We start from the raw sequence: 11,927 nt of genomic DNA on the forward strand, positions 1-11,927 counted from the left end.
GTGGCCGCCCAACTGGTCGAAATCCGCTTCAAGGGCAATCGGAAGGCGTTCTTCCGCTGGCACGAGCCGGAGCCCCTCCGGCACGACGAGCCCGTCATCGTGGAGACGGACCGCGGCCTGGACCTTGGCCACGTCTCGGCGACCGGGACCGTCGCCTCCACCAAGTGCGAGCGCTGCGCGATGCGGGCGGCGGCCCCTGAGGCCGGCGAGCGCGCCGAGGGACCCGCGCCCGCGGAGCGGCCGCGCGAGGCCGCGGCCCCCGAGCGCCCGGCCGCCGCCGCCCCCCAGGCGGAACGCCGGGTGGTCCGCCGCGCGACGGCGGCCGACACCCGGATCGCCGACGAGCTGCGGCGGGTCGAGGACGAGGTGCGCCGCAAGGCCCGCGAGCGGGCCGCCGCGCACGGCCTGGAGATGAAGGTCGCCGACGCCGAGTGGCAGTGGGACCGGAACAAGCTCACCGTGTACTTCACCGCCGAGCGCCGGGTGGACTTCCGCAACCTGGTGCGCGACCTCGCCTCGCTGTTCCGCACCCGGATCGAGCTGCGGCAGATCGGCGTCCGCGACGAGGCCAAGCGCCTCGACGGCATCGGCCGGTGCGGCCGCCAGCTGTGCTGCAGCTGGCTGCCGGAGCTGCGGCCCATCGGCCTGCAGATCGCCAAGGACCAGCGCCTCAGCCTCAACCCGACCCAGATCTCCGGCCCGTGCGGCCGCCTGCTCTGCTGCCTGCGCTTCGAGCACGACTTCTACGTGGCCTCGCGCAAGCGCTTCCCCAAGGAGGGCAAGGCCCTGGCCACGGCCCGCGGCACCGAGAAGGTGCTGAGCATCGACATCTTCCGCGAGCGGGTGACGCTGAGGGCGGAGGACGGCACGTCCCGCACGCTGCCGCTCGCCGACCTCAAGCGCGAAACCGAGGGCGCCCTCGCCGTGGCGGAGCCGGCGCCCGCGCAGCCGCCGCCGGCTCCGGCGCCGGCCCCCGCGACCGAGGCGGCCGCGCCCCAGGGGGAGCGCCGCCGCGGGCGCCGCGGCGGACGGCGCCGCCGCCGACGCCCGTGAGCGGCGGCACGCGAGCCGGGTCGGAATCCGGCGGGCGGCGCGACGACCGCATCGGTGGCGCATCAGGTTCCGGCGGGCGCGGCGGCACGCGAGCCGGGTCGGAATCCGGCGGGCGGCGCGACGACCGCGTCGGTGGCGCATCAGGTTCCGGCGGGCGCCGCTTCTACCTCACGACGGCGATTGATTACGCCAACGGCGAGCCGCACTTCGGCCACGCCCTCGAGAAGATCGGAGCCGACGCGGTCGCGCGGTACCGCCGGCTGCGCGGCGACGACGTGCATTTCCTGGTCGGGATGGACGAGCACGGGCAGAAGGTCGCCCAGGCCGCCCAGGAGCGCGGCGTCACGCCGCAGCAGCTCGTCGACGACCTCGCCGACGGCTTCCGCGCGATGTGGGCGCGCCTGGGCATCTCCTACGACCAGTTCATCCGTACCACCGACGCGCCCCACGAGGCCGGCGTCCGCGCGCTGATCGAACGCATCTTCGCGCGCCGGCCCGATGACTTCTATGAGCGCGCCTACGAAGGCTGGTACTGCGTCGGCTGCGAGACCTTCAAGCGCGACGACGAGATCGTGGACGGGAAGTGCGTTCTGCACCCGACGCGGACGCTCGCCTGGAGCGCCGAGCGCAACTGGTTCTTCCGCCTCTCGGCCTACGCGCCGTTCCTGGGGCGGCTGCTGCGCGAGCGGCCCCGGTTCCTCGAGCCCGAGAGTCGCAGGAACGAGATCCTCGGCCTCCTCGAGCGCGGGCTCGAGGACATCCCCGTCAGTCGCAGCCGGCTGAGCTGGGCGATCCCCTTCCCGCGCCCGACTGCCGACGGCGAGCGGCAGGGAACCTGGGTGTGGTTCGACGCGCTCCCCAACTACCTCACCGCGACGGGCTATCCCGGCGACGGCTACCAGGCGCGCTGGCCGGCCCAGCTGCACATCATCGGCAAGGACATCACGCGGCACCACTGCGCGGTGTGGCCCGCCATGCTGGAGGCCGCCGGACTGCCGCTGCCCGAGCGCGTCTGGGCCCACGGCTTCATCGGCTTCGGCGGCGAGCGGTTCAGCAAGTCCGCCGGCGTCCGCCTGGACCTCGGCACGGCCATCGACCGCCACGGGTCGGACGCATTCCGGTACTACCTGCTGCGGGAGGTCCCGTTCGACGGGGACGGCGACTTCTCGCTGGAGCGATTCGACGAGCGCTACGTGGCCGAGCTGGCCGACGCCTTCGGCAACCTGGCCTCGCGCGTGCTCGCGATGCTCGAGCGCTACCGCGGCGGGATCATCCCCGCCTCGGGCGAGACGACCACCCTCGACCGCGCCGGCGAGGCCGCGCTGACCCGCTACGCCGAGACGATGGACGCGCTCCTGCTGCACCGTGGCGCCGCTGCGGCCTGGGACCTCGTGAGCGAAGCCAACGCCTTCGTGGAGCGGCAGGCACCGTGGGCGCAGGCCAAGACCGGCGACGCTGCGGCCCTCGACACCACCCTCGCCGCGCTCGCGCGCAGCCTGGTGCGGCTCGCCGCCCTCAGCGGCCCGTTCATCCCCGCGGCCGCCGGCGCCCTGTGGTCGGCCCTCGGCCTTCCGGGGTCCCACGGCGCCCCCGAGGCCTGGAAACTGGCCGCCGAACCCGCCGTCGCGGGCGCTGCCACGCGCAGGATCCCGCCCCTCTTTCCGAAACCAGAGAAGGTCACCGCTTAATTCAAGTCGCTGTGCTACAATGGCTTACGATGGGAGATCTTTCGTCTTGACGGCGCGAGTGGGGGGTAGTAATGTTGGCACGTCTCGCTTTACCCCCCTCGACCGGCGCGCGAACCGCGCCGGGATCCTCTGTCGTCTCAAGTGCTCGGGGCTCGATGCCAAGTCGCCACTGGACGGTTCTCCTTGTGCCGCATGGCTCAGGCAGCACCAAGTCACTGTCGGTTTCTGTGACGGTGCTGAGGCTGGCCGCGGGCGTGGGGGCCGTGGCCCTGGCGTCGATGCTGGCGGCGACCTACAGCGTGGTATCCCACGCGGTGGACTTGTCTCGGAGCCAGCGGATCGAGAAGACCAACCGGGCGCTGTCGAGCGAGGTCACGATCCTCGGCCAGCGGGTCGGGGCGCTGTCGGACACGCTGGCGGTGATCGCGCGGCGTGACGACGAGGTGCGGCTCGTGGCCGGCCTCGATCCGTTGAGCCCGGAGGTCCGGCGCGCCGGCATCGGCGGCCCGAGCGGCGCCTGGCCGGAGCGCGAGCACCTGCTGGCCGACGGCGGCGTGGCGGGCCGCGAGGCCCTCGGGGTGCACGTCGACCTCGACGCGCTGATCCGGCGGGCCAACGTGCTGGCCACGTCGTTCCGGGAGGCGGCCGAAAGCCTCTCCGCCCACGCGCAGCAGCTCGCGGCGACGCCGTCCATCACGCCCACGACCGGCTTCCTCACGAGCAAGTTCTCCTACATCCGCTACCATCCCATCCTCCACGAGAACCGGCCGCACGAGGGCATCGACATCACGGCCGCCTACGGCACCCAGATCATCGCGCCCGCGGCGGGCCGGGTGGTCAAGGTGGGGTGGGAGAACGGCTACGGCCTGATGGTGGTCCTGGACCACGGCTACGGCCTCGAGACCAAGTACGCCCACATGTCCCGGACCGCGGTGGGCGTGGGCCAGCACATGAAGCGCGGCGACCGCCTCGGCTGGGTCGGCAGCACCGGTCTCTCGACCGGCCCCCACCTGCACTACGAGGTGCTGGTGAACGGCCGGCCGGTGGATCCGCTGCGCTACATCCTCCCGGACGCGATCACGGACTGACGGACTGGAGTACGCAGAGGCGAGGGTAGTTGCGAGACGCCGAGCTGCGAGTGGTTGCGAGGGTTGAGTGACCAGATAGAGAGGAGGCCCCGTTGCGGTTCCGCAGCGGGGCCTCTGTTTGCTCTTCACTCACCTCCCACAGCCGCTCGCAACTCGGCGTCTCGCAACCGCCCTGCCGTCCCCCTCTCCCCGCTGACCCTACTGCGCCTTCGTCTGCGGTGCGGAGAAGTCCACCTTCGGCACTTCCGCCGCGGCGGGATTGGTCAGCTCGAAGTAGTCGCGCGCTCCCTTGCCGATCACCTTCGCCGTCAGCACCTGCGGGAAGCGGCGGATGTAGCTGTTGTACGCCTGGACCGCATTGTTGTAGTCGCCCCGCGCCGTCGAGATGCGGTTCTCGGTGCCCTCGAGCTGATCCTGGAGGGCGCGGAAGTTCTCGTTCGACTTGAGTTGCGGGTAGTTCTCCGAGATCGCGAGCAGGCGACTCAGCGCCCCGGTCAGGCCCTGATTGGCCTGCGACATCTGCTGGAGGTTGCCGCTCTGCACCGCCCCGCCGAGGCGGGCACGGGCGTCGGCGACGGCCGTGAAGATGGTCACTTCCTGCTGGGCGTAGCCCCTCACCGTCGCGACCAGGTTCGGCACCAGGTCGGCCCGGCGCTGCAGCTGGACCTCGATCTGACTCTTGAACGCATTGGCCTGCTCGTCGAGCGTCTGGATCTTGTTGTATCCGCACCCGGCGAGCAGCACGGCGGCCGCCGCGAACAGCACGCGCTTCATCCTTCGGTCCCCCTTGAGCTACGGTGACGTCGGTTCCGCCTCCACGGCCGCGGAAGATAACGAGCCCGCGTTCGCGCCGCCCGCCAGCGTGATGTACACCATGGCGACATCACCAAACCACTTGCTGGCCGGTGTCCGCCGATTGACATATCAAGCCCGGCAAATGAAATTACCAACTGGTTAGTTATTAATAGACGAAGGGAGGGGGTCCGGTGAACGTCGACGACGCGCCTGCCACGACGCCCGCTCCGCGCTGGCAGCGGCGCAAGGACGCCCGACCGAGCGAAATCCTGGCTGCGGCCCTGGAGACGTTCGTCGAGCACGGCTACGCGGCCACGCGGCTGGAGGAGGTGGCCCGGCGGGCGGGGGTCACCAAGGGCACGCTGTACATCTACTTCGACAGCAAGGAGGCGCTGTTCAAGGAGGTCGTCCGCGCCAACGTGGTGCCGATGCTCGCGATCGCCGAGCAGCTCGCCGCCGACCCGTCGGCCGACCCCGAGTCCCTGCTGCGGCGGATGGTGACCGACTGGTGGCAGGCCATGGGACCCTCTGGATTGGGCGGGCTACCCAAGCTGGTGATGTCGGAGGCGGAGAACTTCCCGGAGCTGGCACAGTTCTGGTACGGCGAGGTGGTGATGCGAGGCCGGCGGGTGTTCGGGCAGGTACTCTCGCGCGGCATCGAGGCCGGCCGGTTTCGCGCCGTGGACGTGGATCTCGCGGTGCGGATGATCCTCGCGCCGGTGCTGATGGCGGCCATCTGGAAGCACTCGTTCCGCGCCTGTGAAAAGGAGTCCTTCACGGCGGAGCCGTACCTGGAGACCGTGGTGGACATCTTCCTGCGGGGCATCGCCGTGCCGCAGCGCAACGGCAAGGAGTCTCGAGATGCGTAGTCTGGGACCAGTCCTGGCGGGCCTGATCGCGATGGCGCCGGTGCGCGGCGCGGCGCAGTCGGCCCCGGCCCCGAGTCTCACGCTGGCGGGCGCCGTGCAGCGGGCGACGGAGCGCGCGCCGGGCATCGAGGCGGCCAGCTTCCGCGTGGACGAGGCACGCTCGCGGGTCGGCGAAGCGCGCGCCCAGCTGCTGCCGTCCTTCTCCGTCGCCGGGACCTGGCTGAACCGCTCGGAGAACCTGGCCGCTTTCGGGCTCACCTTGCCGGGCATCGCCTACGTCCAGCCGTTCAACAACTGGGATGCGCGCGTCCGCGTCGATCAGGCCGTGCTCGATCTTTCCGGCTGGCAGCATCTGCGGGCGCAGGGGTATCAGACGACGGGCAGCGTCGCCGACCGCGCGGCGGCCGTCCAGGCCGCGGCCGGTGCCGCCGCCCTCGCCTATCTCCGCGCGGTTCGGGCGGCGTCGTTGCTGGCGGCGCGCCAGGCCGACCAGGACATCGCGGCGCAGCTGCTGTCGCTGGCCGATGCGCAGGTCCAGGCGGGCGTGAGCGCCCCGCTCGACGCGACCAGGGCCCGGACTCAGCTGGTGGCGGCGCAGGGCGCGCTGATCGTCGCCCGCAACCAGCGCCAGAAGGCGGACATCGATCTCGCCCTGGCGCTGGGAGCGGACCCGGGCACCACCTACCGGCTCGCCGACACGCTGACCGGCGACCTGGGGGCCTCGCTCGCGCCGGCCGACACGGTCGCGGCGCTGGCGCTCGCGCTGGAGCGGCGCGCCGACCTGGCGTCCGAGACGGCGGCGGGAGACCGGGCGCGGGCGGAGGGGCGGTCCATCGCGTACGAGCGGCTGCCCCGGATCGACCTGGCCGCGGACTACGGGCCCAACGGCATGACGGTGCCGACCACGCGCCTCACCCAGGACGTCGCGCTGGTGGTTTCGATCCCCCTGCTGGACGGCTTCCGGCGTGAGGCACGGGGCGCCGAGCAGCGTGCGGTGGCGCAGGAGAGCGACGCCAGGGCCGGCGACCTGCGGCGGCGGATCGCGGCGCAGGTGCGATCGGCCCTGCTCGACCTGGGCTCGGGGATCGAGCAGCACGGCGTGGCGGCGCAACGCCTGGCGCTGGCGATGGAGGAGCTGGACGAGGCGCGGGAGCGGTTCGCGAGCGGCGTGGCGGGCAACATCGACGTCATCACCGCGCAGTCGAACCTCAACCTCGCGCGCGACGTCGAGATCGACTCCCGGTATGCGACGGCGGCGGCGCGGGTCAGCCTGGCCTTCGCGGCCGGAGTGGCGGACACGGTTCACTAGGGACTACGACCAGATTGTGAGAGGCAACGGATGGCAACGATGACGCAGACCGCCCCGCCGCAGCCCGCGGCGCCGGCACGCGGGCCGGACGTTCCGCCCGTGGAGGATGCCGGCGAGACCAACGGCACCCGCCGGACCTGGCTCCTCGGCCTGGGCATCGCGATCGCCGTGATCGTGCTGGCGCTCGGCGCGCGGGCCGTGTGGTTTGCGGTCACGCACGTTTCGACCGACGACGCCCAGGTGGACGGCCACATCACGCCGATCTCGACGCGCATCGCCGGCTACGTGGTGTCGATCCGCGTGCGCGAGAATCAGCAGGTTCGCGTGGGGGACACGCTGGTCGTGCTCGACGACCGGGACCTGCGGGCCCACTTGGCCCAGGCCGACGCCGATCTCGCGGCCCTCATCGCGACCGTGGGCTCCCGCGGCAAGGTCGGGCAGGCCGTGGCGCAGCTCGACCAGGCGCGCGCGGCCGCCTCCGCGGCGGAGGCCACGGTGGTCCAGGCGGCCGCCAACGCGGAGAAGGCGAACAACGACCTCGAGCGGTACCGCGCGCTGAGCACCCGGAACATCGTGAGCCGGCAGCAGCTGGACGCGGCGGAGGCCGCCGCGCGCGCCACGGCCGCGCAGCTCACCGCCGCGCAGCGCAACGCCACGGCCGCCGGCGAGCAGGTCACCGCCGCCAGTGCGGCCTTGACCGGCTCCGAGGCCCGGGTGGCCGCCGCGCGCGCGGTGGTCGACATCGCCGCCCTCCAGCTGTCCTACACCGTCGTGACGGCGCCCGTCTCCGGCGTGGTGAGCAAGAAGTCGGTGGAGCTGGGCCAGCTGGTGCAGGCAGGCCAGCCCCTGATGAGCGTCGTGCCGCTCGACGACGTCTGGGTGGTGGCGAACTTCAAGGAGACGCAGGTGGCGGCCATCGAGCCCGGCGCGCCGGCGGTGATCACGGCCGACGCCTACGCGGGCAGGACCTTCACCGGCAGCGTGGAAAGCCTGAGCCCGGCCACGGGGGCGAAATTCTCCCTCCTGCCCCCGGACAACGCGACCGGCAACTTCACCAAGGTCGTGCAGCGCATCCCGGTGCGCATCCGCATCGAGAGCCAGACCGACACGCTCCACCCGCTCAGACCCGGGATGAGCGTGGACGTCGTCATCAGTCGGAAGTGATCGGCCGGCGGCCTCAGGCTTCGAGCCGGTCCACGTAGTCCGCCAGCTGCTCCATCGCGTCGACGTACGCGCCGGCGACGGGGTCGTACGGCGCCAGCTCGGCCGCGGGCTTGCCCTCCAGCGCCGCCAGCACCCAGTCGAAGGCCGCCCTGTCCAGCCCCGCTGCGGCGGCGGTCTCGCGCACCAGCGCGGCGTGGTCGGCGGGCGGCACACCCCCGCCCAGACGCAGGACGGCCCGGAACAGCACGAAGAAGGTGCCGGCCGAGTGCACGAGCAGCCGGCCCAGCGCCTTGCCGTCGGCCGCCGTGGCGGCGTACTCGGTCCTCAGCCGCAGCACCTTGCCGCGGATCTCGTGCTCGAGCTCCAGCCTGAGGTCCGCGCGCCTGGTGACGAGCGTGACGAAGGGGTCGCGCCCGGCCAGCACGCGGTGGGCGTCCCGCATGTCCTCGAACTCGATGGGGAACACGTCCGTCGAGGCGCTCCATTCCCTCTCGGCGAAGATCAGGGGCGGAGGCTGCCCGCCCCGCGCCCACTCCGCGATCACCGGCGTGGCGCCGTGGAGCGCGGCGACCGAGGCGTCCTTCACGATGAGGAGCAGGTTGAGGTCCGAACGTCCCGCGACGTGCGTGCCCCGCGCCGCCGAGCCGTAGAGCAGCAGCGACGCGAGGTTCGCGCCGAGCGCCGTCTCCAGGCGACGGGCGAATTCCTCGATCCCGAGCTTGCTGTCCGCCGCCATCAGAACCCTCCCGAGGCGCCGCCGCCCCCGAAGCCGCCCCCGCCGCCGAAGCCGCCGAATCCCCCGCCGCCCCCGAAGCCCCCGAAGCCGCCCCCGCCGAACCCGCCGCCACCCCAGCCCCCGCGCCGGCCGCCGCTCATCAGCGAGCCGATGATGAGACCCTGCAGCAGGCCGCTCCCGCCGCCCCGCCGGCCCATCACCCGCAGCACCACCAGCAGCAGCACGACGAAGAACAGGCCCGCCAGGACGCCGGAGCCGCGCCTCCCGGATTCCTGCGGGGCCTCCTCGGGAGCCGGCGCCGGCGCGCCGGTCAGCTCGAAGCCGAACTCCTTCGCGTAGGCGGCGCCGAGCATCCGCACGCCCGCCACCAGCCCCGCCGCGTAGCTCCCCTCGCTCACCGACGTCCGCCCGATCTCGTCCCGGACCCGCCCCGCCAGCGCGTCGGGAATGAACCCCTCGGCCCCGGTGCCGGTCGCGATGGCCAGCTTGGCCTTGCCGTCGCCGGGCCGCGCGCCCGGGACCAGCAGCAGGACGACGCCGGTGTTGCGCCGCGGATCGCCCGCCGCCCCCTGCGCACCCACCTTCCACTCCCTGCCGATGTCCCGCGCCACGTCGATCGGCTCGCGGCCCCCGATGTCGGCCAGCGTCACGACTACGATCTCGCCGCCGGAGGCGGCACGCACCTGGCTGATCAGCGAATCCATCGCGGCGTGCGACGCCGCGTCGATCACGTGGGCGAAATCGTTCACGAAGCCGGTGGGGGCCGGCAGCTGCAGCTGGAGGAGCAGGGCGACGAGAACGGAGAACGGCATGAGGGCTGGAATATAGCCGCTACCGCCGGCACGGCGCACCGCGTAGAATTCGGCCTCCCGGTTCGTCACCATCGAGGTCCTGGCCGTGATCGCTCGTGCTCGGCTTTCTGCCTGGCTGCTCGCCGCGCTGGCCTGCGGCGCGGCCCTGCCCCGGTCCGCCGCGGCGCAGACCCCGGACGATCTGCGCGAGGCACGCACCAAGGGCCGCGCCACCGCCCCGGTGACGATGTACATCATGTCCGACTTCGAGTGCCCGTACTGCGGGGACTTCGCGCGCGGCACTTTCCAGACGATCGAGCGGGACTACGTCGAGACCGGCAAGATGCGAGTGGTGTTCGTCAACTTCCCCCTGACGTCGATCCACCCCAACGCCGAGCCCGCCGCGGAGGTCGCGATGTGCGCGGCGCGCCAGAACAAGTTCTGGGCGATGCACGACCTGCTGTTCCGCCACCAGGACGCGTGGGTCGATCTCCGGGATCCCGGATCCTACTTCCTGGCGCTGGGGGACTCGATCGGCGCCGACCGGGCGGAGCTGACCGCGTGTCTGACGACCCACGCGACCCGCCCGTTGGTCCAGGCCGACGCCGAAGGCTCGGCGCGGACCGGCGCGCACTCCACTCCCTCGTTCTACATCGAGGGCGGGCTGATGGCCGGCGACCAGCCGATGGACGTCTTCCGTCCCATCCTCGACTCCATCATCCAGGCGAAAACCCGGCACCCCGCTCCGGCGCGCTAGGAGGCCTGCAGCAGCGACAGGCCCAGGTCGTAGAGGGCGTGCGTCCACGCGGTGATGCCGAAGCCCCGCGTCACGTACAGCACGCTGAAGGCGACGCCGGCGATGGCCCGGAAGGTGAAACTGGCGACCGTGAACGTGTCGCCGAACGCGCCGACGTAGTGGAAGGCCGAGAAGACCAGCGCGGATACGACCACCGCGACGGTGGCGGCGAGGCCGGTCCCCGCGTGCAGCAGCCGCCGGACGGCCCACATCACCACGCCCACGATCACCACGCGGAACAGCAGCTCCTCGTAGATGCCCGCCCCCAGCGAGACCACCAGCTGGGTGTGCAGGTCCAGCGCCGCGGTGCCGCCCCGCCCGATGGCGAGGTGGCGCGGTCCCTCGAGCAGCAGGGTCGTGAGCCAGCCCACCACGAAGCCGAACAGGCCGGCGTACGCGCCGCTCTCCAGCAGCATCGCGGCGAACACGCGGGCCGAGAGCCGCTCGCCGCTCCGCCTGAGGTCGCGCACCACCAGCAGCGCGCCGCCGCCCACCAGCAGCAGGCCGAACACCACCACGCCGTCGCGCCCGCCGAGGGCGAGGAACAGGCTCTTGAGGAGGACGTCCGCGCCGTTGCGGACGCCGGCGACCGCCGAGTGGGTGAGCAGCGCGGACAGCCCCTCGTACAGCACCAGCAGGGGCAGCGCGAACAGGATGCTGTAGCGCGGAGCGCGCGAGCGGCGCAGATAGTCTTTCAGCATGCCAGGCGGTAACGTACTGCCGGTGCGCGCGTTTCTCTATCGCCTCGCCTGGGCCGTGGCGCGGCCGCTCGCCGCGCCGCTCGCCCTCGGCCGCGGCAAGCTCGGCCGCGCGATCCGGGGGCGCCGGGGCGCCGTGCGCGTTCTGGCAGACTGGGCCCGGCGCGCCCGCGAGCCGGCGCGCCCGCTGGTCTGGTTTCACGCCGCCTCGGTGGGCGAGGGGCGCCAGGCGGAAGCCGTCCTCGCCCGCCTGAGGGCCGCGCGGCCGTCGTGGCAGCTCGCCTACACCTTCAGCTCGCCGTCGGCGGCGCGGTGGGCAGGGACCCTGGCGGTCGACGTCGCCGGCTACGTGCCCTTCGACACGCCGGGCGAGACCGCCGCGGCGCTCGACGCCCTGCGGCCGGCGGCCCTGATCTTCAGCGCCACGGACGTCTGGCCGGAGCTGGTGCGGCAGGCCTCCGCCCGCCGCGTCGCCATGGGCCTCGTCTCGGCGACGATGGCGCCGACCTCCAGCCGCCGCGGGGCCGCCGCCCGGTGGCTCCTGCGGCCGGCCTACGCGGCCCTCGACCGCGTCGGCGCCATCGGCGAGGCCGACGCCGCGGCCCTCGAGCGCGCGGGCGTGCCTCGGACGCGGCTCGCCATCACCGGCGACACGCGGCACGACGCGGCCGCCGCCCGCCTCGCCGCCCTCCGGGCCGACGCGCCGCACCTCGCGGCCTTGCGCGGCGACGGCCGCGACCGCCGGCCGGTGCTGGTGGCGGGATCCACCTGGCCGAGCGACGAGCGCGTCCTGATGCCCGCGCTGCGCGCCGCGCAGCGCGCCGGCGCGCAGTTCCGGCTGGTGATCGCGCCCCACGAACCGACGCCCGAGCACCTCGCCGCGCTGGACGGCAAGCTCGACTACTGCATGCCGCCCGAGATGCGGCGCGTCCGCCTGTCC

General features: G+C 72.9%; 12 protein-coding genes. 8 read left to right on the forward strand and 4 right to left on the reverse strand.

What is annotated here, in order from left to right:
• From ricT to VMF70_15815, 3 genes are all read left to right on the forward strand, one after another.
• Nucleotides 1-1,053, forward strand: a complete 1,053-nt coding sequence (gene ricT / locus VMF70_15805; GenBank protein HTT69490.1) for a regulatory iron-sulfur-containing complex subunit RicT — start codon at nt 1-3, stop codon at nt 1,051-1,053.
• The gene (locus tag VMF70_15810) at nt 1,050-2,741 is read left to right on the forward strand and encodes a methionine--tRNA ligase (protein HTT69491.1); all 1,692 of its coding nucleotides are present in this window, start codon (nt 1,050-1,052) and stop codon (nt 2,739-2,741) included. Before ricT ends, VMF70_15810 begins: the two co-directional genes overlap by 4 nt.
• Before the next feature lie 227 nt (nt 2,742-2,968).
• Nucleotides 2,969-3,829: a M23 family metallopeptidase gene (locus VMF70_15815; protein ID HTT69492.1), complete on the forward strand. Its 861-nt coding sequence runs from the start codon at nt 2,969-2,971 to the stop codon at nt 3,827-3,829.
• Between the two features lie 198 nt (nt 3,830-4,027).
• On the opposite strand, the gene VMF70_15820 is transcribed toward VMF70_15815, so the two are convergent.
• A complete protein-coding gene (locus VMF70_15820; protein ID HTT69493.1) occupies nt 4,028-4,603 on the reverse strand; it encodes a LemA family protein in 576 nt (191 codons plus the stop codon).
• Nucleotides 4,604-4,815: 212 nt separating this feature from the next.
• On the opposite strand from VMF70_15820, the gene VMF70_15825 reads away from it, so the two are divergent.
• Genes VMF70_15825 through VMF70_15835 form a run of 3 tightly spaced genes read left to right on the forward strand, consistent with a single transcriptional unit; the run spans nt 4,816 to nt 7,966 of the window.
• A complete protein-coding gene (locus VMF70_15825; GenBank protein ID HTT69494.1) occupies nt 4,816-5,493 on the forward strand; it encodes a TetR/AcrR family transcriptional regulator in 678 nt (225 codons plus the stop codon).
• Nucleotides 5,486-6,802 (forward strand): TolC family protein, encoded by a 1,317-nt coding sequence (locus VMF70_15830; GenBank protein ID HTT69495.1) that lies wholly within the window; start codon nt 5,486-5,488, stop codon nt 6,800-6,802. The genes VMF70_15825 and VMF70_15830 overlap by 8 nt, the downstream gene beginning before the upstream one ends.
• Nucleotides 6,803-6,841: 39 nt before the next feature.
• Nucleotides 6,842-7,966, forward strand: coding sequence for an HlyD family secretion protein (locus VMF70_15835; GenBank protein ID HTT69496.1), 1,125 nt, complete (start codon nt 6,842-6,844; stop codon nt 7,964-7,966).
• A 13-nt stretch (nt 7,967-7,979) separates the two neighbouring features.
• Here the strand turns inward: VMF70_15835 and VMF70_15840 are convergent, their stop codons facing one another.
• Together VMF70_15840 and VMF70_15845 are read right to left on the reverse strand one after the other, a co-directional pair.
• On the reverse strand, nt 7,980-8,702 hold the full coding sequence (locus tag VMF70_15840; GenBank protein ID HTT69497.1) for a hypothetical protein: 723 nt from the start codon (nt 8,700-8,702) through the stop codon (nt 7,980-7,982).
• Nucleotides 8,702-9,514, reverse strand: coding sequence for a TPM domain-containing protein (locus tag VMF70_15845; GenBank protein ID HTT69498.1), 813 nt, complete (start codon nt 9,512-9,514; stop codon nt 8,702-8,704). The genes VMF70_15840 and VMF70_15845 overlap by 1 nt, the downstream gene beginning before the upstream one ends.
• A gap of 85 nt (nt 9,515-9,599) precedes the next feature.
• On the opposite strand from VMF70_15845, the gene VMF70_15850 reads away from it, so the two are divergent.
• The gene (locus VMF70_15850; GenBank protein HTT69499.1) at nt 9,600-10,250 is read left to right on the forward strand and encodes a DsbA family protein; all 651 of its coding nucleotides are present in this window, start codon (nt 9,600-9,602) and stop codon (nt 10,248-10,250) included.
• Here VMF70_15850 and VMF70_15855 read toward each other — a convergent pair.
• Complete coding sequence (locus VMF70_15855; protein ID HTT69500.1) at nt 10,247-10,990, reverse strand: CPBP family glutamic-type intramembrane protease; 744 nt, start codon at nt 10,988-10,990, stop codon at nt 10,247-10,249. The two genes, VMF70_15850 and VMF70_15855, sit on opposite strands and share 4 nt — an antisense overlap.
• Here VMF70_15855 and VMF70_15860 point away from each other — a divergent pair.
• The coding region (locus tag VMF70_15860; GenBank protein HTT69501.1) for a glycosyltransferase N-terminal domain-containing protein at nt 10,989-11,927 on the forward strand (939 nt) is incomplete at its 3' end. The two genes, VMF70_15855 and VMF70_15860, sit on opposite strands and share 2 nt — an antisense overlap.

The sequence above is a fragment of the Gemmatimonadales bacterium genome (assembly GCA_035502185.1).
GTDB lineage: Bacteria > Gemmatimonadota > Gemmatimonadetes > Gemmatimonadales > JACORV01 > Fen-1245.

Coding starts and splice junctions, on each gene's coding strand:
- VMF70_15855 (HTT69500.1), bottom strand. CDS start 10,990: ATGCTGAAAGACTATCTGCGCCGCTCGCGCGCTCCGCGCTACAGCATC.
- VMF70_15845 (HTT69498.1), bottom strand. CDS start 9,514: ATGCCGTTCTCCGTTCTCGTCGCCCTGCTCCTCCAGCTGCAGCTGCCG.
- VMF70_15820 (HTT69493.1), bottom strand. CDS start 4,603: ATGAAGCGCGTGCTGTTCGCGGCGGCCGCCGTGCTGCTCGCCGGGTGC.
- VMF70_15830 (HTT69495.1), top strand. CDS start 5,486: ATGCGTAGTCTGGGACCAGTCCTGGCGGGCCTGATCGCGATGGCGCCG.
- VMF70_15840 (HTT69497.1), bottom strand. CDS start 8,702: ATGGCGGCGGACAGCAAGCTCGGGATCGAGGAATTCGCCCGTCGCCTG.
- VMF70_15835 (HTT69496.1), top strand. CDS start 6,842: ATGACGCAGACCGCCCCGCCGCAGCCCGCGGCGCCGGCACGCGGGCCG.